This window comes from Oricola sp. (assembly GCF_022763245.1).
GTDB lineage: Bacteria > Pseudomonadota > Alphaproteobacteria > Rhizobiales > Rhizobiaceae > Oricola.
Window position 1 is genome coordinate 74,793 of the sequence record NZ_JALEGV010000037.1, and the last position, 24,572, is coordinate 99,364.

Genomic DNA, 24,572 nt, shown 5'->3' on the forward strand with positions numbered 1-24,572 from the left:
CGTTGGACACGTCACGTCTGATATTACCCGTCCAGCGGTTCCGTGCCGGCGGGCTTGCCGTCGCGGGTGAGCTTGATCTTCTCGATCTTGGCTTCGGCCGCCTTCAGAAGCGCGTCGCAGCGGTTGCGCAGGGCTTCGCCGCGTTCGTAGATCTCGATCGACTTGTCGAGCGGCACGTCGCCGCGCTCCAGCTGGTCGACGATGTCCTCGAGCTGCTTCAGCGCCGTCTCGAAGTTCATGTCCTTCACGTTGGCGTGGTTCGGGGCGTCGGCCATGGTCTATCCTCGCATCAGTCTCATCACGTGGGCGGCGGTCGATGACGCCAGCCCCTTCAGGTCGTAGCCGCCTTCCAGCAGGCTGACGAGCCGGTTGTCGCAGAACCGTCCGGCTGCGTCCATCAGCTTGCCGGTCGCCCAGTCGAAATCGTCTTCCACGAGGTTGATCTCGGCCAGCGGATCGCGGTGATGCGCGTCGAAACCGGCGGAGATGATGATCAGGTCGGGGCGGAAATCGTCGATCGCGGCCAGGATCCGTTCCTTGAACGCGGCGCGGAACTGGTCGCCGGTGTCCTGCGCGCTGAGCGGCGCATTGCAGATCGTGCCGTGCTCGCCTGTCTCGCCCTTCGCGCCGGTGCCGGGATAAAGCGGCATCTGGTGCGTCGAACAATACAGCACCGTCTCGTCGTCCCAGAAGATGTCCTGCGTGCCGTTGCCGTGATGGACGTCCCAATCGACGATGGCGACGCGCTCGGCGCCATGGGTCCTCTGGGCGTGTCGCGCGGCGATGGCCGCCGTGTTGAACAGGCAGAACCCCATCGCCGTGGTCTTCTCGGCGTGATGGCCCGGTGGCCGGGCTGCCACGAAGACGTTGGCGGCCGTGTCGGCGAAGACGTCGTCGACGGCGGCGTTCGCCGCGCCGATGGCATGCAGCGTCACTTCGTAGCTTTTCGGGCTGGCGCAGGTGTCGGCGTCGATGCGCGCGATTCCCTCTTCGGGGATCTGGGCGATGACGCGCTCGATATGGGTGTAGGGATGCGCGTAGAGGATCGTGTCGGGATCGCCTCTCGGCGCTTCGACCCGGTCGAGCGGCGCGAAGGCCTCGTGGTCGAGCACCGCGGCCACCGCCTTCATGCGGTCGGGCCGTTCGGGATGGCCGGGCGGCGTCAGGTGGTCGAGAAAGATGTCATGGGTGTAGAGGCGGGTGGTCATGGCGCAGTCTTAACATCAATGGAGCGCCATGCCATCCGCCTCCGGGCGGTCAATGTCAATGCGTGACGGGGCGGCCGCCGAAACCTTCCCGCGCCTTCTCGGTCAGTTCGCGGAACTTGCCCGAGGCGCCGGCCAGCTTGCGGTCCCATTCCGGGTCGGGTGACTGGCCCTCGATACGCGCGAAGAAGACCTGCATCAGCGCGGCGATGGCGAAGGGCTCCATGATCGCGGCCTTCACGGACCAGGCGAGCATGAAGGCGAAGACGAAGCCGTAGCCGCTGGCCGGTCCCGGCACGAGGTAGACGAAGAGGCTGGCGGGTGCGAGCGCGACGAGGAAGACCACGAGCGACAGCGCCCACATGATCAGCGTCAGCCAGACGGCGTTCTTGACCATATGCGTGCCGTTCTGCGCGTAGAGCACGAGGGCGTGGCGCGAGGTCTCCCACGGGTTCTGGCTCTGCATGCGGATGTTGTAGCCGAGGATGATCTCGTCGACATAGGTGAGCGACATCCGCACGACGCCGTTGAAGAAGCCGACAAGCGCGCTCAGGCCCGGGATCGGCAGGAAGGCGGCCACGCCGCCGAGCAGGCCGGTGATCGCCCGGATGATGCCCTTGATCAGCTGGTCGAGCGCGAACAGCACATTGGCTTCGCCGAAACGCTCCTGCACGGTCGCCTGCGCATGGGCGATCTGGCCCTGCGGCAGCGGCTCGCCGTCGATCAGTTCGACCATGACGGCGATATGGCCGGCCTTGACCATGTAGAGGATGTATTCGCGGATCCAGTAGACGATGGCTGAAACCACGCCGAAGCCGCCGATGCCGCCCCACAGCGCGAAGGAGGACGGATCCTCGCCGATCTGTCCGACGCCGTATCCGATGCCGGCGCCCGCGCCGATGGCGATGATGTAGGCGAACGTGATGCCGAAATAGACCGCCATTCTAAGCAGAATGAACGGCATGGTGCGGCCGAGAATGCCAAGCGTGTTGGCGACGGAGAAATCCCACATGACGGTGCCCTTCGGTTGGAGACGGCCGCAAGGCTAACCGCGGGGCGAAACCGCCGGGTGTGACGGATGTCACATCGCTGTCAGGGCGCGACCACCAGCAGCATGCCGTCCCTGGTCGCGGTGACGATCCGGCCGTTGACGATGACGATCGCATGGTCGATCCGGTCGGGCATGGCGATGTCGGGCATGTCCGACAGGGTAAAGCGCAGCCGCATGCGGTCCTGAGACGGCAGTACGAGATCGCTGGCGCCGTCGCCGTCGAAATCGCCGACCGCGGACATGCCGAGTTCGCGCGAGCCGATGACGTGGTTGGAGACGTTGCCGGCGATGTCGTTTTCCTCCGTCACCGTGCCGTTCTCGTAGGTCAGCGAGAACAGCCGCCCGCCGATATGCGGCGTGCGCACCGCATACACCGTCGCCGGACCTTCGCCATCATCAACGACACCCGCCACGCTCAGCCACCGCTTCCCCTGTCCATTTTCGCTGCTCGCGCCGAGTTCCATCAACTCGCCGGCGCGAATCCCGTAGAGCACCAGCGCTGAGCCGCCGGCCTGCGAGGAGCGTATCGTGATGATTTCATTGGTACCGTCGCCGTCGAGGTCGTAGATGCGCGGCGTGATGTCCTCGAATACCTGATCCTCCGGCAGCACGAACTCGCTCTTCTTGCCGTCCGCCGTCACCGCGACCAGCGAGCCGCCCTCGATGGCATCACCGAGCACGCCGTGGGCGTATCGGTCTGTCGGTTGTCCATACCAGGCGTTGCGGATGTCCCCGCTTTCAGCCATGGCGATGAACCCGTCGGGGAGTGCGTTGGAGGGAACATGGCGGCTGTAGCTGTCCCGCGGAATGGTCTGCAGGCAGACGCCGGCGGGCGTTTCGCAGGCTTCGAGCTTGAATTCGATCTCGCCCACCATGACGAAGGCGCCGTCGGCACCATCTCGCAGGCTCGAGACGGGTTGCGGAAGACCGATCTCGTACATCTCGACCGCAGCGGCCGGGCCCCCCGCCAGACCGGAAAATGCGATCGCAATCGCGATGACGTCAGATAATCTCGGTCGATGAAATCTGGATACCGAACCCCTCGAGCCCCACATAGTGCCGTTCCCTGGATGCATAAAGTTTAATCGACGATACGCCGAGATCCTTTAGAATTTGCGCCCCGAGCCCAATTTCGCGCCATTCGGCCTCACGATCTTGGGCTTCAACATGACCTTCTGCAAGTCTGCGGCCAGTCGTCTTGCCGACACCGACCGAGCCTTCGCGCAGATAGACGACCACGCCGCGGCCTTCCTTGTTCATCCTTCGCAGGATCGTCGAAATCACCTTCTCGCTGCCGAAGACATCGTCGACGACTGATTCCAGATGCAGTCGCACGGGAATATCGACGCCGTCGCGAATGTCGCCATATACGACCGCAAGGTGATGCATCGGGTCCCACGGCAGCGTGTAGGAATGCGCCTTCGCCGGGCCGGCGACCGTGTCCACATCGAACGTGTCGATCAGCTCGATCAGCGTTTCCTTGCGCTGGCGATAGTGGATGAGGTCTGCCACCGAGACCTGTTTCAGCCCGTGCTGTTCGGCAAAGGCCGTCACTTGCGGGCCGCGCATCACTGTGCCGTCGTCATTGACGAGTTCGCAGATCACGCCGACCGGTGGAAGGCCGGCGAGCTTGCACAGATCGACCGCCGCTTCGGTGTGGCCCGAACGCATCAACACGCCGCCTTCACGCGCGACCAGCGGAAAGACGTGGCCCGGCCGTACGAAATCGGTCGCGCCGGCATTCGGATTGGCGAGGTTGCGCACGGTCAGCGTGCGGTCCTCGGCCGAGATGCCTGTCGTGGTGCCGTGCTTGTAATCGACCGTGACGGTGAAAGCGGTTGTGTGAGGCGCGTCGTTCTCGGCGACCATCGGTCCCAGATTGAAGCGCTTCGCATCTTCGCGCGTCATCGGCGCGCAGACGATGCCGGAGGTGTGGCGCACGATGAATGCCATCTTTTCCGGGGTGGTGTGAACCGCAGCGACGATCAGGTCGCCCTCGTTTTCGCGACCGTCATCGTCCATGACGACGACGATTTCGCCGCGTTCGAAGGCGCGCAACGCCTCGATGACATTCTTCTGCTCGTAAACCATGAAAATCCTCAGATGCGCCCGGTCTGTCCCCGGTGGCGCAGATAGTGGTCTGCGATCGCGCAGGCGATCATCGCCTCGCCGATCGGGACGGCCCGGATGCCGACGCAAGGGTCGTGGCGGCCCTTGGTGACGACCTCCGTCTCCTCGCCGTCGGCGGTGATCGAGCGCGTCGGCGTCAGGATCGACGACGTCGGCTTGACGGCGAAGCGCGCGACGATCGGCTGGCCGGTGGAAATGCCGCCGAGGATCCCGCCGGCATTGTTGGAGAGGAAGGACGGATTGCCGTATTCATCCAGCCGGATCTCGTCGGCGTTGTCCTCGCCGCGGATGCGCGCCGCTTCGAAGCCGTTGCCGATCTCCACACCCTTGACCGCGTTGATTGACATCAGCCCGGCGGCGATGTCCTGGTCGAGCTTGGCGTAGATGGGCGCGCCCAGACCTGCCGGTACGCCCTCGGCGACCACCTCGACCACTGCGCCGACCGATGATCCGGCCTTGCGGATTTCGCCGAGGTAGTCGGCGAAGGTCTCGGCTGCGTCAGCGTCCGGCGTGAAGAACGGGTTGCGATCGATTTCTTCCCAGTCCCAGCGGCTGCGGTCGATTGCCTTGTCGCCCATCGAAACCAGGGCCGCGCGAACGGTCAGGCCGGGGACGATCTTGCGCGCTAGCGCGCCTGCAGCGACACGAGCTGCCGTTTCGCGCGCCGAGGAGCGCCCGCCGCCGCGATAGTCGCGGATACCGTATTTGGCGTCGTATGTGAAATCGGCATGGCCGGGCCGATAGCGCCGGGCGATATCCGAATAGTCTTTCGAGCGCTGGTCGGTGTTCTCGATCATCATGCAGACCGGTGTGCCGGTGGTGATGAGCGTCTCGCCGTCGTCCTGCGGCATCACGCCGGAGAGGACGCGCACGGCGTCGTCTTCGCGTCGTTGCGTGGTGAATTTCGACTGGCCGGGCTTGCGTTTGTCCAGATAGGTCTGGATCTCGGCTTCCGTGAAGGCGATGCCGGGCGGGCAGCCGTCAATCACGCAGCCAAGCGCTATGCCGTGGCTCTCGCCCCAGGTGGTCACGCGAAAAAGATGGCCGAACGTGTTGTGCGACATGATGAACTTCCGTCAGAAACCGCCCTCTTAAAGCGGTTTTCGGCGAAGTGGAAGGCGCTTTGCCGCTCGAATGCGCGACAAAACAGTCACTTGGACGCGTTGAGCCCGGATCGAGGCATGGAGAGCGGCCTTATCGACGGCCTCACCGACGATGTGGCCGTGTCATTTGACGTTGAGCGTGTAACGCATCGTCCGGGCCTTGGTGTAGCCCTGACCGCCTAGATACTGAGGGAATTCGAATGTTACGGCTGCGCTGTCCTTGCCGCGATAGCCGCGGTTTGGTGTGTAGTGGACCACCATGACGCCGCTCATCCGTCCAGCGCATTTGTTGTCGACGGATTCGGGAATGCGGCGCCTCTCGAAGGAAACGGTGACCTTGCCGTGCTTCGGCGCAGAGGCGATTCTGTGCTTGAGCTTGCCGGTATGATGGCAGTTCTGCTTGGCGTAGACCCAGAAACCGGCGATCGAGGATATCCGATTGGCGCGCACATTGATGGTCTCGGCTGCGGCAATCGACGGAAAAAGAACGAAAAGCGCAAGAAGTGAAGCGAAAAAGCCACGCATAAACAATATCCCCCATATAAACAGATGAGAATCTATTTGGGTGCTGCGTAATTTACAAGTGAAGTATTTGCGTCATTCGCTCCAAAAGGAGTGCGTACCATCATGGATGAACAGCCGATCCTGAGGAACCGGCGCATTGGCGAGCGACTGTGTGTCGGTTTCGCCCATCAGATACTGGACGGCTCTCAGTATCCCGCCATGGCAGACGACGACCGACGGCCCGTCGAGTTCGTCGAGGAATGCCTGGACACGATCGACAGCCTGGGCATAGCTTTCTCCGCCAGGGGGCACATGCTCCCATTTGTTGGCGTGTCGGCGGTCCATCTCTGCCGGATCCTCGACTTCGAGCTCGTCGAGGCGTTTGCGTTCCCAGTCGCCGAAGGTGATTTCGATCAGCCGGTCATCGACGGTGTAGTCGTCGGGCGTGAGACCCATCTCGGCGCGCAGGATCTCCATCGTCTCGCGCGCCCGTCCAAGGGGGCTGGAAAAAAAGCGCCATCCGCTCCAGCCGTGGCCGCGCGTGGCGAGGAACCGTCCGTTGTCGGCGGCCTGCCGGCGACCGAGCGCGTTGAGTGGAATGTCGACCTGCCCCTGGTAGCGTTTCTCACGGTTCCAGTCGGTCTCACCGTGGCGGATGATGTAGAAGGGCGGGCGTGGCTGTGTCGTCATCGCGACGTCCGTCTTTTCATGCAGATGAGGGGGGAGAGGCGGAGACGCTCAGTCCTTGGTGATGTCCGGTGCGTCTACGGCCTTCATGCCGATGACATGATAGCCGGAATCGACGTGATGCAGTTCGCCGGTGACGGCGCGCGACAAGTCGCTCAACAAATAAAGCGCTGCGTCGCCGACTTCTTCGGTCGTCACCGTCTTGCGCAGCGGCGAGTTGTACTCGTTCCACTTCAGGATGTAGCGGAAGTCGCCGATGCCGGAGGCGGCGAGCGTCTTGATCGGCCCCGCCGACAGTGCGTTGACACGAATGCCCTTGGGGCCGAGGTCGGTGGCGAGATAGCGCACGCTCGCTTCGAGCGCGGCCTTCGCTACACCCATGACATTGTAGTGCGGCATCACTTTTTCGGCGCCGTAATAGGTCAGCGTCAGGATCGAGCCGCCCTGCGACAACAACGGTTCGGCGCGCTTGGCGATCGCCGTCAGCGAATAGACGGAGATGTCCATCGTCCGGCCGAAATTCTCGCGCGTCGTATCGACATAGCGGCCGGTCAACTCCTCCTTGTCTGAGAAGGCGACGGCATGGACGACGAAATCGATCCGGCCCCACACCTTTTCCAGATGCGCGAAGACCGCCTCGATCGTCTCAGGTTCGGTAACGTCGAGGTGGCCGCACACGATGGCGCCAAGCTCGGCGGCAAGCGGATCGACGCGCTTCTTCAGAGCCTCGCCCTGATAGGTGAATGCAAGTTCCGCACCATGGTCCGAGCAGGACTTCGCAATCCCCCAGGCAATGGATTTGTTGTTTGCGAGGCCGATGATGAGGCCCCGCTTGCCTGTCATGAGGCCCGAACCGATGGTCATGGCATGTATCCCGAAAAGTCTGTCATCCCTGTCGGGCGCAGCATATCGCACGTTGCTTGGGCACCATCAAGCTGCAACGCACACAGCGGACCGTGTCGGGTGTCAGGCTTCGGTCTTCCTGAAAAGTGCTTCCAGCGCCTCGCGTTTTTCCTCGGGAAGCTGAATTTGCAGCACAACGAGCAGGTCGCCATGTCCGCCATCGGCGCGCGGCAGGCCCTTTCCTTTCAGGCGCATTGTCTGCCCCGATGAGGTCCACGCAGGAACCGTCAGTGCGACCTTCTTGCCGTCGCCCATCACCACCGCGACTTTGCCACCGACAATCGCCGTTTCAAGCGGAACATCGACGTCGGTAACGATGTTGGCACCTTCGATGCGCATGCCTTCGGCGGGTTTGATTCGAATCTTCGCCAGCAGGTCGCCGCGATGACCGGCGGGACCGGCCTGACCCTGTTCCTTCAGGCGGATAACCTGGCCATCGGTAGCGCCCTGAGGAATGGAGACGGCGACCGTTCGCCCGTCTGGCAGGGTGAGGCGGGCCTTCCGGTCGCCGAGCAGATCGGCCACGGTGACTGTCAGGTCAGCCTCGATATCTTTCCCACGGGTCGGCTTGGCGCGCGCCTGGCGGGGGCCATGTCCGGACGCAGCGTCGAAACCGCCGCGCCGTCCCCCGCCGAAAGCCGAGCCGAACAATTCGCTGATGATGTCTTCGGCGCCGGCGCCGCTGCGGAACTGGAAGCCGCCCGCGCCGCCGCGCGGGTCGAAGCCTTCATGCGCGGTATAGGGGTTTCCTCCCGCAAAGCCCTGGAATTTCTCCCGGCCCTCGGCATCGATCTCGCCGCGGTCGAATTGCTTGCGCTTGGTCTCGTCGCCGACGATCTCGTAGGCGCGCGAAATTTCGGAAAAGCGTTCCTGGGCCTTCGGATCGTCCTTGTTGGCGTCCGGATGGTACTTCTTGGCGAGCTTTCGGAACGCCGATTTGATGTCGGAAGCGCTGGCCGTCTTGGCGACGCCGAGCACTGCATACGGGTCTTTCATGGCACTCTTGCGCTGTTGAAACTGGAATTGGTGATCATATGGCGATGAAGCATCGCCGATTCCAGATGTATAGGTGAATTTGAAGCGACTTAGGCGTCTTTGCCTACGCGCAGCGGCGCCAGAATGCGGGTCCACCATCCGCTGCGCCGGTCAAGGCACAGGTCACCCTTGTAGAGCGTGACGCCGTTGTATGCTTCGCGGGTGGCGTTGAAGCTGCGGCAGGTCTGGCCAGCGAGGTCGCGCTGGGTGATGCCGGTGATGACGCCTTTCGAGCCGGTGGACTGGTTCGCCCAAGCGAGCGGCTCGGCCGCATTTTGGCGCAGATCGGCGGAAGTGACAGCGTTGCGGATCGTGTCCTCGTCGAGCAGGCGGTCGCGCTCGGTTCCCTCGGCGTCGGTCGCCGATTTGAAGGGATCCTTGCTCACGGCCATGGTCTCATCGGCAATCGCGCTGACACCAACGGCCGCCTCATCGAGACCCTTGCCCGTCATGGAGCATGCGGAAAGGGCGGTGGCGATGCCTATCGCCGCTGCAATCTTGACGCCGGACACAACACGCTCGTTCAAGCCTTGCGAAAAAGCTCCGATTGTGTCCAAAACCAATTGCATACTTCGTCCAAAACCCATCCGCGGCCATCGCCGCACGACCCGAATCTCAATATGGCGACCGTACAGTTAACAAATCCTGATTTCACTGCAAGAGGTGATCCATTTTCTTTGTTCGGAGATTGGCTCGCCGAGGCGAGTGAATCCGAAATCAACGACCCGACGGCCACTGCTCTTGCTACCGTCGATGAGGATGGCCTGCCCAATGTGCGCATGGTTCTGCTGAAGGACTATGACGAGAAGGGCTTCGTCTTCTACACCAATTTCGAGAGCCAGAAGGGCGTCGAAGTCCTGTCCGCGAAGAAGGCGGCGATGTGTTTCCACTGGAAGTCGCTGCGCCGCCAGGTGCGCATACGGGGCCCGGTTTCGATCGTCGACGACGCCGAGGCGGACGCCTATTTCGCCTCTCGCGCACGCGGAAGCCGCATCGGCGCCTGGGCGTCGAAACAGTCGCGCCCGCTAGAAAGCCGCTTCGCCTTGGAAAAGAAAGTGGCGAAATATACCGCCAAGTACCCTCTCGGCGACATCCCGCGGCCGTCCTACTGGTCGGGTTTTCGCATTTCGCCGGTCTATATCGAGTTCTGGAAAGACGGTGCCTTCCGCCTGCACGACCGGATCATCTTCCGGCGTGAGACCGAAGGCGAGGACTGGACCAAGACGCGTTTCTATCCGTGACACTCGCGCCCAGGCGTTGATCCTCACGCCTTGCCGATCACCTCGTCGACGAAGGCAGGTAGATTTTCGGTGGCGGGGGCGTGTCGGTGGTCGTCGAACAATTGTGTCGTTTCGGAGCGTTGGAGGTTGAGTTCCAGTGTCTCCGCGCCGGCGTCGGCGGCGAGTTCGACGAAGCCGGCGGCGGGGTAGACCGCGCCGCTCGTGCCGGCGGCGACGAACATGTCGCATCGCTCCAGCGCGTGCAGGATCTCGTCCATCCGGTAGGGCATCTCGCCGAACCAGACGATGTCCGGCCGCATGTGGCCCGCTTCGCCGCAGGCGGGGCAGGTGGTGGCGAGCGTAAGGTCCTCGTCCCATGCCATGCGGGTGTCGCAGGCGCGGCACCAGGCCCGGCGTAATTCGCCATGCATGTGCACCGCGTGACGCGATCCGCCGCGCTCGTGCAGGTCGTCGACATTCTGCGTGACGAGCGTGAGATCGTCGCCCAGCGCCCGTTCCAGCCGGGCGAGCGCGAAATGGGCGGCGTTCGGCTCCACTTCGCGCAACTGGGCGCGACGCGCGTTGTAGAAATTGTGCACCAGAACGGGATCGGCGGCGAAGCCCTCCGGCGTCGCCAGCTTCATCGGATCCGTCTGCATCCACTCGCCGTCGGGATCGCGAAAGGTGGACAGCCCGCTTTCGGCGGAAATGCCCGCGCCGGTGAGGACGACGATTTTCATGGGCAAGCTCCCGGCGGCCTGTTTGCCCGAGGGTTGCCGATTGCATTGTCTGGGTCAATCGGCGAAAGCTGCGGCCGTTTGTTGGGGAGGCATCATGGACATCGAACGCTACCTGCACCGCATCGGGCTCAAGAGCGTGCCGGCCACCGCCGAGGGGCTGCGCGCGCTGCAGACGGCGCAGATGCAGGCCATCACCTTCGAGGACATCGATCCGCTGCTGGGCGTCGTCCCCGACGTCACGCTGGAGGGCATTTACGAGAAGACCGTCGTGCAGGGCCGCGGCGGTTATTGTTTTGAACTGAACTCGCTGTTCGGCGCGGCGCTCGCCGCGCTCGGCTTTCAGGCGCGCCGCGTCATGGCCCGTGTGAGAAACGGCGCGCCGCAGGGCGCGCAGCGCAGCCATCTCGCCTGGCTGGTCGATGTCGAGGGCGAGGAATGGCTCGCCGACACGGGCTTCGGCGGGTCCGGCGCGTCCGTCCCGCTGCGCACCGCCGAGCGCGACACGCAGGCGGCACCCTCCGGCGACTACCGCCTGCGCGAGGACGAGGCGGCCGGCGAGCTGGTGCTGGAACGCGGGACGCCCGAGGGCTGGCTCTCGCTCTACGGCTTCGACCGGGTACCGGTTCTCGACGCCGACATCGCGGCGGCCAATTTCGTCTGCGCGCGCTGGGAGAGGGCGCCGTTTTCGGGCAATCTGATGCTGAGCCGGCATCGCGCCGACGGCCGCGTCAGCCTGCTCAACACCGCGCTCAGGGTGGAAAACCGGGAGGGCGTGACAAGAAGCGTCGTCGCGTCCCCCGGGGCGCTGCATGAAGCGATGACGGAGCTCTTCGCGCTGCCGCTCGATCGTGCCACGACCGACGCGATCTGGGCCCGTCTCGAAGCGCTCGGGCACCTTGCCGACGCCGACGGCGGCACGGCGGGCGGTTGATCCCGGCCGCGCCGAACATAGGTTAGAGGCTCCCCGCGGCGGCAGCCCGCCCGTCTCGCATCTGAAGGCACGCGCCATGATCCCGATTTCGGTCCTTGACCTTTCTCCCATTCCGGAAGGCTTTGCGGCCGCCGACGCCCTGCGCAACACGCTCGATCTCGCCCGACATGCCGAAGGCTGGGGCTACGGCCGGTTCTGGCTGGCCGAGCACCACAATTCGCAGGGCATCGCCAGCGCGGCGACCTCGGTCCTGATCGGCCATGTCGCGGGCGGCACGAAGACGATACGCGTCGGCGCCGGCGGCGTCATGCTGCCCAACCACGCGCCGTTGGTGATCGCCGAGCAGTTCGGCACGCTCGCCACGCTCTATCCCGACCGCATCGATCTCGGCCTCGGCCGCGCGCCGGGAACCGACATGGCGACGGCCCGGGCCCTTCGCCGCGGCCTCGACCAGGCCGACGGTTTTCCCAACGATGTCGTCGAACTGCTCGGCTATTTCGAGGAGGATGACGAACCGGGACGCAAGGTGCGGGCGATCCCCGGTGTCGGCACGCGCGTTCCGATCTGGATCCTCGGATCGAGCCTCTACGGCGCGCAGCTCGCGGCCCATCTGGGCCTGCCTTACGCCTTCGCCTCGCATTTCGCGCCGGCGGCGCTCGATACGGCGGTGGAGATCTATCGCAGCACCTTCCGGCCGTCTCCCTATCTGGACCGGCCGCATTTCATGCTGGCGGTCAACGTCTTCGCCGCGCCGACCGAGGCGGAAGGCAAATATCTGCGCACGTCGATGCAGCTCGGCTTCGCCCGGCTCAGGACCGGTCAGCCGGGCCAGTTGCCGCGACCCGTCGACGATCTGGAGGCGCATATCGCGCCGGCGATCCGCGAGATGGTCGACGAGGCCCTTTCGGTGACGGCGGTCGGCTCGCCCGACAGCGTGCGCGCCGCGCTCACCGGCTTCAACGAACGCTATCGGCCCGACGAACTGATCCTCACCGGCCAGATCCACGATCATGCGGCGCGGTTGAAATCCTTCGAGATCGCCGCCGAGCTGGCCGCGTCGCTGCCGGCGGCGGCTTGACGCAGGTCACTTTCCATGGCGGTCTGCCAGTGCTAACCCGTCGCCAGTACGACAAACCAAGGCACCAAGACATGGCGTTTGAAGGCATCATCACCCGGCTCAACCTGCTGTTCGCCGACATGGAGAATCAGCCGGAAGACGAGCACGAATTGCTCGAACAGATCCACATGGAGCTGAGCCAGATGAAGGCGACCGGCCAGCCGCTGCCACAGGACCTGCTTGACCTCGAAGAGCGCCTGAACGCGGAGTTCGACAAGCGGGGCCGCACCCCGCCGGCGACGCCGGCCGGCTGAGTTCGGCATCCGGGGGGGCTGGCGCGATGGCACAGGACTACACGCTTCCCGGTGACATCGAGGCTTTCAGGGCGCTGCGGACGCGGCTGAACGATCTCTACAAACGGGTCTTTCCCGATCCGCTGCTGCCGCGCACCGTCCTGATCGTCCCGAGCCTGACCGTCGACGCGGAAGTGCTCGCCAAGATATCCGGCGTGCCGCATTACGAGGAGCGCATGCTGTGCCTGCTCCTGCTTTTGCGCATGCCGCAGACCCGCGTCATCTATGTCTCCAGCGCGCCGATCGCCGAAGCGACGATCGACTATTACCTGCACCTGCTGGAGGGCGTGCCGCATCGCCACGCGCGTGAGCGCCTGACCATCCTCAACTGCCAGGATTCCTCCGACCGGCCCTTGACGGAGAAGATCCTCGACCGGCCGCGCCTGATGGATCGCATCCGGCAGGCGCTGGGCGATCGCTCGCTGGCGCATATGGCCTGCTACACCGTGACGCCGGTCGAGCGCCGGCTGGCGATCGAACTCGACCTGCCGGTCTATGGCTGCGACCCGGACCTGTCGCCGGTCGGATCCAAGAGTGGAGGCCGGAAGATGTTCCGCGAGGCCGGCGTGCCGGTGCCGGACGGCTTCGAGGACCTGCGGGACGAAGATGACATCGCCGAAGCCCTGGCCGAACTGAAGCGCCGCAATCCGAAATTGCGCCGTGCCGTCGTCAAGCTCAATGAAGGGTTTTCCGGCGAGGGCAACGCGACATTCCGCTTCGACGGATCGCCGGACGGAGAAGGGCTGGACGGCTGGGTGCGCGAGCGCGTGCCGCAGATGGAGTTCGAGGCGCACGAGATGCAGTGGGACGCGTTCCACGCCAAGTTCCAGGAAATGGGCGGCATCGTCGAGGCCTTCGTCGACGGCGAGGACAAGCGCTCGCCATCGGCGCAGTTCCGCATCGATCCGGCCGGCTATGTCGAGGCGGTCTCAACCCATGACCAGGTGCTGGGCGGACAGACTGGGCAGGAATTCCTCGGCGCGCTGTTTCCCGCCGACGAGGCCTATCGCCTGGAGATCCAGGCCGAGGGCATGAAGGCGGCGCAACTGCTGGGAGAGAAGGGAGTCCTCGGCCGCTTCGCCGTCGACTTCATCTCGGTGCACGAGGCGACGGGCTGGAAGCACTTCGCCATCGAGGTCAACCTGCGCAAGGGCGGCACCACGCATCCCTTCCTCATGCTGCAATATCTGACCGACGGGGCCTATGATTCGGCGACCGGCCTGTTCAACACGCCGGCCGGAGAGCCGCGCTACTATTACGCGACCGACAATCTGGAATCGGACTGCTATCGCGGGCTGCTGGCCGAAGACCTGATCGACATCGCGGTGCGCAACGGCATCCATTTTCACGGCGCGACCCAGACCGGCGTGGTCTTCCACCTGATCGGCGCATTGTCGCAGCACGGCAAGCTCGGCGCCGTCTGCGTCGGGCGCAGCCTCGCCGACGCCGAAGAACTCTACCGTGCGACGGTCGCGATCCTCGATCGCGAATGCAGAGCCGGGCGCGACGGACGCCCGGCCTAGAGGCTGATCAGCGCGGCTCGCTGTGCAGGCCCTTCAGGATCGCGAAGCAGGCGAGCAGCAGCACGATGGTGAAGGGAAAGCCCGTCGATACCGCCATCGCCTGTAGCGCGCCGAGCCCGCCGCCGAGCAGGAGCGCGATGGCGACCAGTCCCTCGAAGCTCGCCCAGAACACGCGCTGGGGCACGGGGGCGTCCACCTTGCCGCCGGCGGTGATCGTGTCGATCACCAGCGAGCCGGAATCCGACGAGGTGACGAAGAACACGATCACCAGCACGATCGCGATGAAGGAGGTGATGGTCTGCAGCGGCAGGGCCTCGAGCATCGCGAACAGCTTCAGTTCCAGCGGCGCGTCGGCGACCGCCTGGTAGCCGTCATTGACGATCTGGCTGATCGCCGTGCCGCCGAAGGTCGTCATCCAGAAGACCGACACGACCGATGGGATGATCAGCACGCAGATGATGAATTCACGCACCGTGCGGCCGCGTGACACCCGCGCGATGAACATGCCGACGAAGGGCGACCAGGAAATCCACCAGGCCCAGTAGAAGGACGTCCAGCCCTGGCGGAAATTGTCGTCCGCGCGCCCGAACGGATTGGAGAGTTCGGGCAGGTAGCGGGCATATTCCCACAGATTGGTGAAGAAGCCGGTGATGATCGCCAGCGTCGGACCGACGATGAGCACGAAGGCGAGAAGCAGCGCCGCGAGCACCATGTTGATCTCGGACAGGCGCTTGACGCCCGCATCGAGGCCCGCAACGACCGACAGCAGCGCCACGCCGGTGATCGCCACGATCAGCACCACCTTGGAGACGTCACTGACCGGTATGCCGAAAATGTGGTTCAGGCCGGCATTGGCCTGTTCGGCGCCGAAGCCGAGCGACGTGGCGAGTCCGAACAGCGTGGCGAAGACCGCCAGCGTGTCGATGATGTGGCCGGTCCAGCCCCAGACGCGCTCGCCGAAGATCGGATAGAAGACCGAGCGCATGGTGAGCGGCAGGCCCTTGTTGTAGGAAAACAGGGCGAGCGCCAGCGCCACGACGGCATAAATCGCCCAAGGATGCAGGCCCCAGTGGAAGATCGTCGCCGCCATGCCGAGATGGCGCGCTTCCGTCTCGTTTCCGGGCGCGCCGGCCAGCGGAGCCCAGCTTTCCGGTGTGCCGGCGTTCTCGGCGAAGGATGACGAGAAATGCGAGATCGGCTCGGACACGCCGTAGAACATCAGGCCGATGCCCATGCCGGCGGCGAACAGCATCGCGAACCAGCCGGAATAGGAATAGTCCGGCGTGGCGTCCTTGCCGCCGATCCTGACCTTCCCGTAAGGCGAGACGATCAGGAACAGGCACAGCAGCACGAAGATGTTCGCCGACAGGAGGAAGAACCAGTCGAAGGTGGATGTCAGCCAGACGCGCAGGTCGTTGAACATCGTGCCCGCGCCTTCCTGGAAGGCGAGCGTCACAAGCACGAAGGCGATGATGGCCAGCCCCGAGATGGCGAAGACCGGATTGTGGATGTCGAGGCCGAACGGCCCGATGCGGGTCGAGATGTTGTCCTGCCCGATCTGGTATTCCGTCTCGATGAGGTCTGCGGGGCCCTCAGGCGCCGGAATACCCTGTCCGCTGGTATCGCTCATGGCGTTCTCCCGTTTTTTCTGTGTTCTGGACGCGTGAAGCCGGCTGGCCGGGCTAGCCGCGCACGAGGAAGACGGAGGCGTCGGTGTGGGTGGCCACCCGGCCGCCGTTCGACGGCCAGAAATGGTCGGCGACATTGGGAATGTGCGTCGCCATGACGACGAGATCGGATGCGGTCTCGTGCACCGTCTTCACCAGCGCGTCGTCGAGGTCGACCGCCGGATCGTGGGTGACGACCATGCGCGCGTCGGTCTGGATGCCGTGCGTCTCGCCCTGTGCGGCGGCGAAGGCCTTCAGCTTCTGTTCGTATTCGCCCGGATTGTGCCCGAGCGGGCCGGGCGTCGCCGCCGTCACGCCGACATAGGTCACAGGCGCGCCATAGAGTTTTGCTAGATTTGCCGCCGTGTCGAGAGCAAGCGCCAGCTTGTCGGCATGCGCCAGGTCCACGGGAACCATGATTTTCCGGTACATTGGCTCTCCCCCGTCTGCTGTTCGGCCTGGTCGAGCCGGGCCATTGTCGTACCGTCATCAGGCTGACGGGCATGCCCGGCGACCGCTGTTCCCAGAACGATGCAGGACGTCCCGATAACGACGCAACGGCTCGGCGTTCGGCGGCGAGAATGCAATGAACGGGGGTGGAGCGGCTGGGGGGCCTGTGCAGGTCTTCACGCGCGCGGACAGCGAATCCGCGCTGCTTATCCCCTGATTTTCAGCAGCAATTGGCCGTTCTGCGTCTCCTTGAGGACGCAGACCTGGCCTTGCTGGTCGCTGCAGTCGTTCATGTCCGGGGTTTCGACCAGCAATTCGCAATAGCCGAGGTCGAGGGCCGCCTGCGTGCAGATATAGACGTTCGCAACGCCGAGTTCCATGAGGGCGGGGGCCAGCCGCAGCGGCAGGGACAGGGGTTCGATTTGCGGCGGCCAGTCAGGCGCGACGCGGTTGACGACGGCCTCGAAGGCATCGAAGTCGCGGACATCGACGAAGGCCGCCGTGTATGCGTTCCCCGGTTTCGGCATGGCCTGCCGGAACACCTCGAGCCGGGCCTGGGTTTGCAGGCGGAACCAGTGGGTGATCTCGTAGTCGGACAAGAGGGAAGGGATGCCGATCGTGAGCGCCGCCGCCACGACCACCAGCCGCTTCGGCGCGATGCAGGCGAGCGACAGGAACATGACGGCCCCGCCGACATAGAGCGGCCACACGGTGCGCAGCTGGACGATGATCCCGATCGGCAGCGTCAGGACGTAATGGGCGATCCCGATCGCCGCGCCCGTCAGGCAGACAAGGCCGAGGGCGAGCAGGCTGCGCGGCGTCGCGCCTGGTCGGAGGAAGGCGGCGAAGATGGCGACGAAGGCCGCCAGCGCCAGCCAGCCGGCGGGAAAGAGAGACCGGATATGGCCGTCCAGGAAGTCCACGTTGCGGTCGATGTTCTCCATCAGCGCCGGCAGCGAATCGGCCTTGTGCGGCTGCCGCCAGTCGTGGATCTGCATCACGTCGCCGCTGAGCAGGTAGACGATCGCCTGCGACACCGCATAGGCCAGGACGAAGGCGAGCGCCCAATAGGCCAGGATCTTCAGGGTCCAGACCAACCGGTCGCGCCAGCTGCCCGAGACCATCCGGTCGACATAGAGAAGCGGCAGCACGTAGACGAAGGACTGGATGACGGCGAAGCTCAGGATCGAGGCGATCGTCAACGTCGCCAGCGCGCCGACCCTGCGGCTGAGCCAGTACGCGAACAGCAGAACGATGGCGCCGGGCAAGGTGATCGCCGGCCAGTGCAACTGCGCGATGAAGCCGGTCGACGCACTGAGGACCATCGCGATCGCGGCGGCCTCGGACCGGTCGAAGCCGAGCTGTCTTGCGATCAGGTGAAAGAACAGCCCCGTCAGGCCGAAACAGAGCGCCCAGGCAACGAAGGGCGGCACGAGTTTCAACAGCGGGAAGAGCAGGTAGAGCACCCACCGGCTGTCATAGATGAGCCCGTTTTCAAAGGAGCTTACGTAGCGGATGGCGTCGTGGCGCCAGAAGCCGTAGCGCATGGCTTCGAACGCGACTGCCGCGAGCAGGCCGGCCATGACGACCAGCACCACGGGCAGCGCAACGCGGTTCGCCGCGCCTGCCAGCCGCTGGGCCAAGCCGGTGTCGCCGACCGTGCGGGAAGCGCTCATCTCAGGGTTTTCCTGCGGATGCGGCCGTGAACACGAAGGCCCTCGACGCGAGGTAGAAGGTTGCCGTGTAGACGACCATCGACACGATCTGCGCCGCCGTGGGCTGCCAGTCGAAAAGGTGCAGGAGCACCGAGAAGACGACGAGGTTTGCCGCGTAGGCGACCGCGAAGGCGCCGATGAAGCGGATGAAGGCGCGCCCCGACAGGCGGTCCTGGCCGAAGGTGAACCGGCTGTTCAGCACATAGGAAAGCGACACGCCGACGACGTAGCTGGCGGCATTGGCGGCGGTCGGATCGATCGCGAGGAGCCTCACCAGCGCCTCGAACACGGCCAGGCCCACGGCGGTGTTCGCCACACCGACGGCGGCGAAGCGGAGGACGCGGGCGAACTCGTTCATGTTTGCGACCCTGCGGAGCGCACATCCTCCGGCGCGACCGGGCCGGCATATCCGTTCGTGTCGGTGACGTCGCCGCTCACGATCTCGTCGATGAAATAGAGCGGCCGCCTTTTGCTTTCGGCGACGACCCGACCGAGATAGGCGCCCAGAATGCCGAGCACGAAGAGCTGGATCGCGCCGAGCAGGAGGACGACGACCATCAGGCTGGTCCAGCCGGAGACGGTGTTGGTCTCGTACCAGCTGTAGAGCGCATAGAGGATGCCGGCGAAGGCCAGCAGCGAGAACATGATGCCGAGATGCGACGCGATGCGAAGCGGCTGTGTGGAGAAACCCGTGATGGCGTCGAATGCAAGCCGGACCATCTTCGTCACCGGATATTTGGTCTCGCCGGCGAAGCGCGGATCGCGGTCGTAATCGAGCGGAACCTGGGTCAGGCCGATCCATGTGACCATGCCACGCACGAAACGGTGCCGTTCCGGCATGTGCCGCAGCATGTTCAGGGCCTTCCGGCTCATCAGCCTGAAGTCGCCCGCGTCCGCCGGGATCTCGATTTCGACGAGACGGTTCAAGAGCCGGTAGAAGGCCGACGCCGTGACGCGCTTGAAACCGCTTTCGCTGCTTCGCGAGCGCCGGCGGCCATAGACGACCTGCGCGCCCGCATCCATCAGGCGCATCATGTCCGGAAGCAGTTCCGGCGGGTCCTGCAGATCCGCGTCGAGAATGAGAACCCGCTCGCCGCGGCAGATGTCGAGACCGGCGCTGAGCGCAAGCTGGTGGCCGTGATTGCGCGAGAGGCGGACGAGGACGACGCGCGGATCCGTTCCGGCGATGCGCCTGAGCACCGACCAGCTCTCGTCGGTGGACCCGTCGTCGACGATGACGATCTCATGGCCCGAAGCGCAGTCTTCGCAGACGCGCGACACCCGTCGATGCAGTTCCTCGATCGAGCCTGCCTCGTTGAAGCAGGGGACGACCACTGAAATCTGGAGACGATCGCGTTCCACGAGGTTCTCTTCGCCACGTCCTTCTGGAGAAACCCTTGCGCCGTTGGGGCAGGCCTGTCCGGCATAAGATCTGGCGGGGCGGAGAACAAGGGCAATCGTCGGAACAACTGCCGCAGGCCGCATGGCGCGGAGCGGAGGCGAAGGCCGATCAGCCTACGGTCGATAAATCGACGGCATTGTGAAACGCATGACAATCTCCGCCGCCGTGGCGTTGAACAATTTTCACCTGCCATGAGCGGAACATGGCGACCAAAGAGGATGTCTCGAAACATGGCGGTTGGCGGATCATGACCGTGGACGTGCAGGGCGGCGAAGCGCCCGTGAAGGGCTGCTGTGTCGCCGCCGGTGAGCGCAAAGAGGCCGTTGCCACGACCCTTGAACCGGGCGCTTCGCGCGCGCTGCGCGACGCGCTCGCCGCATCGATGATGCCTGTTCCGGGCGGGTTCTTCGACATGGGCGCGCGCAAACCGCGATACCCCACCGATTTCGAGGGGCCGCGCCGAAAGGTCTTCGTTTCGCCTTTCCGTATCGCCCGCACCTCGGTGACGAACGCCATGTTCGCGCGGTTCGTCGAAGAAAGCGGGTATCGCACGATCGCCGAGACCGAGGGCTGGTCCTACGTCTTCCATTTGTTTCTCGATCGGCCCGCCGATTTCCCGCATTCGCCACCGGGAACGCCGTGGTGGCGGCAGGTGCATGGGGCAGATTGGTCGGCGCCGGAAGGGCCCGGTTCCAGCATCGAGGGGCGCGAAAACCATCCTGTGGTGCATGTCACCTGGTTCGATGCCGTCGCGTTTTGCAGTTTCACCGGATTGCGCCTGCCGACGGAGGCCGAGTGGGAGAAGGCCGCGCGCGGCGGCCTGGCGCACAAGAAGTTCCCGTGGGGCAATGAGCTGGAACCCGCAGGCGGCCATCGGCACAATGTCTGGCAGGGCGCATTTCCAGATTTGAACACGCGCGAAGACGGTTTCGCGGGGACATGTCCCGCTGACGCCTTTCCGCCCAACGGCTACGGCCTGCACAACATGACGGGCAATGTCTGGGAATGGTGTTGGGACCGGTTCGGACAGGCGCCGGAAAGCCGCCTGCCGCTTCGAGATCCCAAAGGCCCCGATACCGGCGAGGAAAGGGTTCTCAAGGGAGGGTCGCATCTCTGCCACGCCTCCTATTGCGAGCGCTATCACGTGCATTCGCGCATCCGCAACACGCCCGACAGTTCGACCGGGCATACGGGCTTTCGCGTCGTGGCAGACGCCTGAGGTCGACAAATCCTGATTGGAAGACCGGCGCCAGTGGGTGGCGCGGCCAGGTCGGACCTTGTGAGATCCGGAAGACACTGGCGCCTTCACAAGGGTTGAAAGGCGCCAGCCGTTTGCATTGTCGAAGGGTGAACCGGGCGTGTTCGCCAGTTCAGACCGAGCCTTCCGTCCCTTCGCCGACGATGCCGTCGTTCAGCGCGGATGCCAGCCGGTCGTCGTCCCAACCCAGAACCTCCGTCAGGATCGAGCGGGTGTGCTGGCCTAGAAGCGGCGGCGCGGCCGGCTCCGCCACCGGGGTGCCGGACATGACGAACGGGCTCGCCACCGCCTGCATCTCGCCGATGACCGGGTGGGGAAGGGTCACGACCGCGCCTCGCGCCGTTGTCTCGGGGGCGCGGAACGCCTGCGAGACCGTATTGACCCTTCCGACCGGAATGCCCGCCGCGTCCATGGCCGCCATCAGGTCGGCGGATGTGCGCGAGGCGAAAGCCCGGGAGAGCGTCTCGATCAGGACCGTTCGGTTGGCGACGCGATCCACATTCGTCGCGAAACGGGGGTCGCCGGCCAGAACGTCGTCGCTCAGCACGTCTGCGCAGAGCCTGCGGAATTGGCCGTCATTGCCGACAGCCAATGCGATCGGGTCGTCGGCGGTGTCGAACAACTGATAGGGCGCGATCGAGGGGTGCGCGTTGCCGTAGCGATGCGGCTCCGTGCCCATGTTGAGATGGCCGGACGCGACATTGGCCAGGAGGTAGAGCCCGCTATGGTGCAAGGCAATGTCGAGATACTGGCCTTCGCCCGTCTCCCGGCGCGCATAAAGGGCGGCGAGGATGGCGGATGTGGCGTTCATGCCCGTGACCAAGTCGATGAAGGCGACGCCCAGCCGCATCGGGTTGCCTTCGACCTCGCCGGTAATCGACATGAAGCCCGTTTCGGCCTGCAGAACGAAATCGTAGCCCGGCCGGCTCGCATATTCGCTGCCGCGGCCATAGCCAGAAATCGAACAATGGATGATGCGCGGATTGACCGCCTTCAGCGACTCGTAGGTCAGCCCCAGCTTCGCGAGGCTCGACGGCCGGAAGTTCTCGACGACCACGTCGGCCTTTCGGGCGAGGTCCAGCACGATTTCGCGACCCCGCTCGCTGCCGAGATCGACCGCGATGCTCTTCTTGTTGCGGTTGGCGCTCATATAGTAGGTCGTGACGCCGTTCTTGGCCGGCGGTGCCCAACTGCGGGTGTCGTCCCCGCCGACGGGATGTTCCACCTTCCAGACCTCGGCGCCGAGATCGGCAAGCGATTGTGTCGCCCACGGCCCTGCCAGAATGCGAGACAGGTCCAGGACCTTGATGCCGTCGAGAGCGGTTGCCATGAAGTGTCCTCCTGGTTCGATTTCAGGCAAAGAAAAGCCGGCGCGAAGCGCCGGCCTCGAATTCCGTTGTGATCGCTTATTTCATGTTTTCTGCGATCGCACCTTCGATCGCGGCGTGGACGTCCGGATCGCCGAACATCTCTTTCATCTGCGCCAGGTTCTTCCTGACGTCTTCCGCACCGATCGAAGCGGGCACCGGCGTGCCGGTGTCGGTCAATTGCTTGATGTAGTCGGGATCGGCGTAGCCCTTGAGGATGGCGTCGCTCCACACCGAGACATATTCCTCGGGGGTGTTCGGCGGCAGGACGAAAACGTGCTGGATCGACATGGCGACATGGATCGCCTCCCAGGCCTTGTATTCGGGCGTGTCCAGCGTCTCGGGCGAATTCTTGCGCCACAGCTCGTCGAGAACGGGAATGTCCTCGAAGCCGGCCTGGGCGACGATCCTGCCGTCCTTGTACTCGCCCATCTGGGCAAGCGGCGTGATCTTGCCGTCGCCGAGGATCGCCTCGCGGTTCGGGCCGAAGAAGGCGTCATTGGCCTGCGACATGTCCGATTCGCCGGCACGGATGGCGGCAAGCATCTTGCCCATCGTCTGGTAGCCGCTGATGACCTGGAATTCCTTCACCCCGAGCACGTTGAACAGCATCCGCAAACGCGCGACAACGTGGTTGTCGGGGCTGTTCGTCGAAAAGAAGATCGGCTTGTCCCAGCCCGGCAGGGTGTCGAAGGTGAGACCCGATTCCGTGGACACCTGGATGATCTGGTTGATGCTGCGGCCCGCGACATAAGGCAGGTCGCCGGTGCCTTCCGGCACTTGCTGCATGCCGAGTGCCCAGCGGATCGCCGTACCGGAGAAATAGCCGATATGCATCCCGTCGGGCGCGACGGAATCGATCAGGTAGTCGATCGCCGCCGTGCCGCCGGCACCGGCCCGGTTGGTGACGATGACGTTCGGTTCGCCCGGCAGATATTTGACGACATAGGGCGCCAGCATGCGAACGGCCGTGTCGGTGGCGCCGCCGGCGGTGAAGTTGACCATGATCTCGACGGTCTGGCCTTCAAAGGTGATGTCGTCCGACATCGCAGTCTGCGCGGACGCGACGGACAATCCCGCCACTGCGCCGGCGATCGTCAGACTGCGAAACATGCGCTTGATGATCTTCATCTCTGTTCCTCCCAAAAAAGAATGGCACCGCACGTAGCCTCGACTGTCGCGCCATCCGGCGGCGACACGCCCCGTTTGCCTCGTGCAAATTCAATCTAGGTTCGGCAGGCCGGCAGATTTGTCATCTCTGCGACAATTGTCGGAGGGGCAGTCAAGGTCGGCCGGAGGAGGTGTTCCGGCGGCCACGCTTGTCAGCGGACGAACGGAGTTTCGCCGGGTCGCGCAGAACTGCGAACCGCTGAGGGAGGGTGATGCCGATGAAGCGGTGAGTGGGGCCGGACCTTCTACAGGTAGTAGACCGCCTCGTCCTCGATCTCCGCCTGCAGGGCGCGCATGTTCACGATGCGGATGCGGCCGTATCCGACCTCGATCATGCCCGCGCGCTCCAGGTCCTTCAGCACCTTGTTGATCGTCGGGCGCGTGCATTGCACGAAATTGCCGAGCGCTTCCTGGGTGATCGCGATGTCCGCGGGCTTTTCTCCGCCATATCGCGGATCGCCGGCCAGCATGACGAGCGTCCGGCGCACCCGGTTCTCCAGGTTCTGCAGCGTCGCGTTGGAGATGAGGGAGAAGGACTTCTTCAGCCGATAGTTCAGCGCCTTGGCAACCAGGAGCGCGATTTCGGGATGGTGCGCAAACGATGCGCGGATGTCGGAACAGTAGAGGGCCACGAGTTCCGTCTTCGCGACCGCCGCGCAATCCCAGTGGGATTTGGTCGGCTCCGGAATGCCCATGATGCCGAAGAACGAGCCGCGCCGAACGACGGAGGAGGAGGCTTCGCAGCCTTCGATGCTGGTGATCGACGAGCGTATGCCGCCGCTGAGAACGACGCCCGCATAGCGGATTTCATCGCCGCGCGCGACAACGCGTTCGCCCGCGTCGAATGTGACCAGGCGCGCCTTGCGGACGAGGTAATCGAGAGACGGATCCGAAAGTTCCGCGAACAGGGGGCTGAGGAGCAATCCACGGCGATAGGCCGTCATTCGGTCCTCCGACCTGTCAGCCACTTTCAGTCTCGCGCCTTTGAAGACGCCGTCCTGTGTGACGTTGCCGCCGACCGGCGGCCTGTCGTCGAATACCGATTCCGAACCTCGCTTCAACATATCCAATCCTCCCACCCGGCGGCTTGGCGATCGCGAC

The 24,572-nt window shown here is 64.4% G+C and carries 26 protein-coding genes; 6 read left to right on the forward strand and 20 right to left on the reverse strand.

Annotation, left to right across the window (positions count from 1 at the left end; translation table 11 throughout):
- Nucleotides 1-23 precede the first annotated feature (23 nt).
- The 11 genes from MRY80_RS16935 to MRY80_RS16985 all read right to left on the reverse strand — a co-directional run bounded on the left by MRY80_RS16935 (nucleotide 24) and on the right by MRY80_RS16985 (nucleotide 9,187).
- The gene (locus MRY80_RS16935) at nucleotides 24-275 is read right to left on the reverse strand and encodes an exodeoxyribonuclease VII small subunit (RefSeq protein WP_293292235.1); all 252 of its coding nucleotides are present in this window, start codon (nucleotides 273-275) and stop codon (nucleotides 24-26) included.
- 3 nt (nucleotides 276-278) lie between these two features.
- Nucleotides 279-1,208 carry a histone deacetylase family protein gene (locus tag MRY80_RS16940; protein WP_293292236.1) on the reverse strand — a complete coding sequence of 310 codons (930 nt, stop codon included), beginning with the start codon at nucleotides 1,206-1,208 and terminating at the stop codon, nucleotides 279-281.
- A 55-nt stretch (nucleotides 1,209-1,263) separates the two neighbouring features.
- On the reverse strand, nucleotides 1,264-2,217 hold the full coding sequence (locus MRY80_RS16945) for a hypothetical protein (RefSeq protein WP_293292237.1): 954 nt from the start codon (nucleotides 2,215-2,217) through the stop codon (nucleotides 1,264-1,266).
- An 80-nt stretch (nucleotides 2,218-2,297) separates the two neighbouring features.
- Complete coding sequence (locus tag MRY80_RS16950; RefSeq protein WP_293292238.1) at nucleotides 2,298-3,197, reverse strand: hypothetical protein; 900 nt, start codon at nucleotides 3,195-3,197, stop codon at nucleotides 2,298-2,300.
- Between the two features lie 61 nt (nucleotides 3,198-3,258).
- Nucleotides 3,259-4,347 carry a 3,4-dihydroxy-2-butanone-4-phosphate synthase gene (gene ribB, locus MRY80_RS16955; RefSeq protein ID WP_293292239.1) on the reverse strand — a complete coding sequence of 363 codons (1,089 nt, stop codon included), beginning with the start codon at nucleotides 4,345-4,347 and terminating at the stop codon, nucleotides 3,259-3,261.
- Nucleotides 4,348-4,355: 8 nt separating this feature from the next.
- A complete protein-coding gene (gene aroC / locus MRY80_RS16960; RefSeq protein WP_293292240.1) occupies nucleotides 4,356-5,450 on the reverse strand; it encodes a chorismate synthase in 1,095 nt (364 codons plus the stop codon).
- 162 nt (nucleotides 5,451-5,612) lie between these two features.
- On the reverse strand, nucleotides 5,613-6,020 hold the full coding sequence (locus MRY80_RS16965; protein WP_293292241.1) for a hypothetical protein: 408 nt from the start codon (nucleotides 6,018-6,020) through the stop codon (nucleotides 5,613-5,615).
- 66 nt (nucleotides 6,021-6,086) lie between these two features.
- Nucleotides 6,087-6,683: a histidine phosphatase family protein gene (locus MRY80_RS16970; protein ID WP_293292242.1), complete on the reverse strand. Its 597-nt coding sequence runs from the start codon at nucleotides 6,681-6,683 to the stop codon at nucleotides 6,087-6,089.
- 48 nt (nucleotides 6,684-6,731) lie between these two features.
- The gene (gene fabI / locus MRY80_RS16975; RefSeq protein WP_293292243.1) at nucleotides 6,732-7,544 is read right to left on the reverse strand and encodes an enoyl-ACP reductase FabI; all 813 of its coding nucleotides are present in this window, start codon (nucleotides 7,542-7,544) and stop codon (nucleotides 6,732-6,734) included.
- 102 nt (nucleotides 7,545-7,646) lie between these two features.
- The gene (locus tag MRY80_RS16980) at nucleotides 7,647-8,579 is read right to left on the reverse strand and encodes a DnaJ C-terminal domain-containing protein (RefSeq protein ID WP_293292327.1); all 933 of its coding nucleotides are present in this window, start codon (nucleotides 8,577-8,579) and stop codon (nucleotides 7,647-7,649) included.
- Between the two features lie 89 nt (nucleotides 8,580-8,668).
- Nucleotides 8,669-9,187, reverse strand: coding sequence for an RT0821/Lpp0805 family surface protein (locus tag MRY80_RS16985; protein WP_293292244.1), 519 nt, complete (start codon nucleotides 9,185-9,187; stop codon nucleotides 8,669-8,671).
- 51 nt (nucleotides 9,188-9,238) lie between these two features.
- On the opposite strand from MRY80_RS16985, the gene pdxH reads away from it, so the two are divergent.
- A complete protein-coding gene (gene pdxH, locus MRY80_RS16990) occupies nucleotides 9,239-9,859 on the forward strand; it encodes a pyridoxamine 5'-phosphate oxidase (RefSeq protein ID WP_293292245.1) in 621 nt (206 codons plus the stop codon).
- Nucleotides 9,860-9,882: 23 nt separating this feature from the next.
- On the opposite strand, the gene MRY80_RS16995 is transcribed toward pdxH, so the two are convergent.
- Complete coding sequence (locus MRY80_RS16995) at nucleotides 9,883-10,578, reverse strand: NAD-dependent deacylase (RefSeq protein WP_293292246.1); 696 nt, start codon at nucleotides 10,576-10,578, stop codon at nucleotides 9,883-9,885.
- A 94-nt stretch (nucleotides 10,579-10,672) separates the two neighbouring features.
- On the opposite strand from MRY80_RS16995, the gene MRY80_RS17000 reads away from it, so the two are divergent.
- From MRY80_RS17000 to MRY80_RS17015, 4 genes are all read left to right on the forward strand, one after another.
- Nucleotides 10,673-11,509, forward strand: a complete 837-nt coding sequence (locus MRY80_RS17000; protein WP_293292247.1) for an arylamine N-acetyltransferase — start codon at nucleotides 10,673-10,675, stop codon at nucleotides 11,507-11,509.
- Nucleotides 11,510-11,585: 76 nt separating this feature from the next.
- Nucleotides 11,586-12,587 (forward strand): LLM class flavin-dependent oxidoreductase, encoded by a 1,002-nt coding sequence (locus MRY80_RS17005; protein WP_293292248.1) that lies wholly within the window; start codon nucleotides 11,586-11,588, stop codon nucleotides 12,585-12,587.
- A gap of 71 nt (nucleotides 12,588-12,658) precedes the next feature.
- Nucleotides 12,659-12,880 (forward strand): hypothetical protein, encoded by a 222-nt coding sequence (locus MRY80_RS17010; protein WP_293292249.1) that lies wholly within the window; start codon nucleotides 12,659-12,661, stop codon nucleotides 12,878-12,880.
- Nucleotides 12,881-12,906: 26 nt separating this feature from the next.
- Nucleotides 12,907-14,442: a peptide ligase PGM1-related protein gene (locus MRY80_RS17015; RefSeq protein ID WP_293292250.1), complete on the forward strand. Its 1,536-nt coding sequence runs from the start codon at nucleotides 12,907-12,909 to the stop codon at nucleotides 14,440-14,442.
- A 7-nt stretch (nucleotides 14,443-14,449) separates the two neighbouring features.
- On the opposite strand, the gene MRY80_RS17020 is transcribed toward MRY80_RS17015, so the two are convergent.
- The 5 genes from MRY80_RS17020 to MRY80_RS17040 all read right to left on the reverse strand — a co-directional run bounded on the left by MRY80_RS17020 (nucleotide 14,450) and on the right by MRY80_RS17040 (nucleotide 19,636).
- Nucleotides 14,450-16,072 carry a BCCT family transporter gene (locus MRY80_RS17020; RefSeq protein WP_293292251.1) on the reverse strand — a complete coding sequence of 541 codons (1,623 nt, stop codon included), beginning with the start codon at nucleotides 16,070-16,072 and terminating at the stop codon, nucleotides 14,450-14,452.
- A gap of 52 nt (nucleotides 16,073-16,124) precedes the next feature.
- Complete coding sequence (locus MRY80_RS17025; protein ID WP_293292252.1) at nucleotides 16,125-16,541, reverse strand: universal stress protein; 417 nt, start codon at nucleotides 16,539-16,541, stop codon at nucleotides 16,125-16,127.
- A gap of 224 nt (nucleotides 16,542-16,765) precedes the next feature.
- Nucleotides 16,766-18,235 (reverse strand): hypothetical protein, encoded by a 1,470-nt coding sequence (locus MRY80_RS17030; RefSeq protein ID WP_293292253.1) that lies wholly within the window; start codon nucleotides 18,233-18,235, stop codon nucleotides 16,766-16,768.
- A 1-nt stretch (nucleotide 18,236) separates the two neighbouring features.
- Complete coding sequence (locus tag MRY80_RS17035; protein WP_293292254.1) at nucleotides 18,237-18,632, reverse strand: GtrA family protein; 396 nt, start codon at nucleotides 18,630-18,632, stop codon at nucleotides 18,237-18,239.
- A complete protein-coding gene (locus MRY80_RS17040) occupies nucleotides 18,629-19,636 on the reverse strand; it encodes a glycosyltransferase family 2 protein (RefSeq protein ID WP_293292255.1) in 1,008 nt (335 codons plus the stop codon). Before MRY80_RS17040 ends, MRY80_RS17035 begins: the two co-directional genes overlap by 4 nt.
- Before the next feature lie 242 nt (nucleotides 19,637-19,878).
- On the opposite strand from MRY80_RS17040, the gene MRY80_RS17045 reads away from it, so the two are divergent.
- Entirely contained in the window at nucleotides 19,879-20,895 is a 1,017-nt protein-coding gene (locus MRY80_RS17045; protein WP_293292256.1) for a formylglycine-generating enzyme family protein, read from the forward strand.
- 151 nt (nucleotides 20,896-21,046) lie between these two features.
- Here the strand turns inward: MRY80_RS17045 and MRY80_RS17050 are convergent, their stop codons facing one another.
- From MRY80_RS17050 to MRY80_RS17060, 3 genes are all read right to left on the reverse strand, one after another.
- Nucleotides 21,047-22,264 carry a CaiB/BaiF CoA-transferase family protein gene (locus MRY80_RS17050; RefSeq protein ID WP_293292257.1) on the reverse strand — a complete coding sequence of 406 codons (1,218 nt, stop codon included), beginning with the start codon at nucleotides 22,262-22,264 and terminating at the stop codon, nucleotides 21,047-21,049.
- Between the two features lie 76 nt (nucleotides 22,265-22,340).
- On the reverse strand, nucleotides 22,341-23,432 hold the full coding sequence (locus MRY80_RS17055) for a hypothetical protein (protein ID WP_293292258.1): 1,092 nt from the start codon (nucleotides 23,430-23,432) through the stop codon (nucleotides 22,341-22,343).
- A 284-nt stretch (nucleotides 23,433-23,716) separates the two neighbouring features.
- Complete coding sequence (locus tag MRY80_RS17060) at nucleotides 23,717-24,415, reverse strand: Crp/Fnr family transcriptional regulator (protein ID WP_293292259.1); 699 nt, start codon at nucleotides 24,413-24,415, stop codon at nucleotides 23,717-23,719.
- Nucleotides 24,416-24,572: the final 157 nt, after the last annotated feature.

Excerpts from the sequence above, each read along its gene's own strand:
- MRY80_RS17060 (WP_293292259.1), bottom strand. The coding sequence starts at position 24,415 with ATGACGGCCTATCGCCGTGGATTGCTCCTCAGCCCCCTGTTCGCGGAA.
- MRY80_RS17050 (WP_293292257.1), bottom strand. The coding sequence starts at position 22,264 with ATGGCAACCGCTCTCGACGGCATCAAGGTCCTGGACCTGTCTCGCATT.
- MRY80_RS16950 (WP_293292238.1), bottom strand. The coding sequence starts at position 3,197 with ATGTACGAGATCGGTCTTCCGCAACCCGTCTCGAGCCTGCGAGATGGT.
- MRY80_RS16985 (WP_293292244.1), bottom strand. The coding sequence starts at position 9,187 with ATGCAATTGGTTTTGGACACAATCGGAGCTTTTTCGCAAGGCTTGAAC.
- MRY80_RS16995 (WP_293292246.1), bottom strand. The coding sequence starts at position 10,578 with ATGAAAATCGTCGTCCTCACCGGCGCGGGCATTTCCGCCGAAAGCGGG.
- MRY80_RS17005 (WP_293292248.1), top strand. The coding sequence starts at position 11,586 with ATGATCCCGATTTCGGTCCTTGACCTTTCTCCCATTCCGGAAGGCTTT.
- aroC (WP_293292240.1), bottom strand. The coding sequence starts at position 5,450 with ATGTCGCACAACACGTTCGGCCATCTTTTTCGCGTGACCACCTGGGGC.
- MRY80_RS17055 (WP_293292258.1), bottom strand. The coding sequence starts at position 23,432 with ATGAAGATCATCAAGCGCATGTTTCGCAGTCTGACGATCGCCGGCGCA.
- ribB (WP_293292239.1), bottom strand. The coding sequence starts at position 4,347 with ATGGTTTACGAGCAGAAGAATGTCATCGAGGCGTTGCGCGCCTTCGAA.
- MRY80_RS17000 (WP_293292247.1), top strand. The coding sequence starts at position 10,673 with ATGGACATCGAACGCTACCTGCACCGCATCGGGCTCAAGAGCGTGCCG.
- MRY80_RS16970 (WP_293292242.1), bottom strand. The coding sequence starts at position 6,683 with ATGACGACACAGCCACGCCCGCCCTTCTACATCATCCGCCACGGTGAG.
- MRY80_RS17015 (WP_293292250.1), top strand. The coding sequence starts at position 12,907 with ATGGCACAGGACTACACGCTTCCCGGTGACATCGAGGCTTTCAGGGCG.
- MRY80_RS16940 (WP_293292236.1), bottom strand. The coding sequence starts at position 1,208 with ATGACCACCCGCCTCTACACCCATGACATCTTTCTCGACCACCTGACG.
- MRY80_RS16935 (WP_293292235.1), bottom strand. The coding sequence starts at position 275 with ATGGCCGACGCCCCGAACCACGCCAACGTGAAGGACATGAACTTCGAG.
- MRY80_RS17030 (WP_293292253.1), bottom strand. The coding sequence starts at position 18,235 with ATGAGCGCTTCCCGCACGGTCGGCGACACCGGCTTGGCCCAGCGGCTG.
- MRY80_RS16945 (WP_293292237.1), bottom strand. The coding sequence starts at position 2,217 with ATGTGGGATTTCTCCGTCGCCAACACGCTTGGCATTCTCGGCCGCACC.
- MRY80_RS17045 (WP_293292256.1), top strand. The coding sequence starts at position 19,879 with ATGGCGACCAAAGAGGATGTCTCGAAACATGGCGGTTGGCGGATCATG.
- pdxH (WP_293292245.1), top strand. The coding sequence starts at position 9,239 with ATGGCGACCGTACAGTTAACAAATCCTGATTTCACTGCAAGAGGTGAT.
- MRY80_RS17035 (WP_293292254.1), bottom strand. The coding sequence starts at position 18,632 with ATGAACGAGTTCGCCCGCGTCCTCCGCTTCGCCGCCGTCGGTGTGGCG.
- fabI (WP_293292243.1), bottom strand. The coding sequence starts at position 7,544 with ATGACCATCGGTTCGGGCCTCATGACAGGCAAGCGGGGCCTCATCATC.
- MRY80_RS17020 (WP_293292251.1), bottom strand. The coding sequence starts at position 16,072 with ATGAGCGATACCAGCGGACAGGGTATTCCGGCGCCTGAGGGCCCCGCA.
- MRY80_RS16980 (WP_293292327.1), bottom strand. The coding sequence starts at position 8,579 with ATGAAAGACCCGTATGCAGTGCTCGGCGTCGCCAAGACGGCCAGCGCT.
- MRY80_RS17025 (WP_293292252.1), bottom strand. The coding sequence starts at position 16,541 with ATGTACCGGAAAATCATGGTTCCCGTGGACCTGGCGCATGCCGACAAG.
- MRY80_RS17010 (WP_293292249.1), top strand. The coding sequence starts at position 12,659 with ATGGCGTTTGAAGGCATCATCACCCGGCTCAACCTGCTGTTCGCCGAC.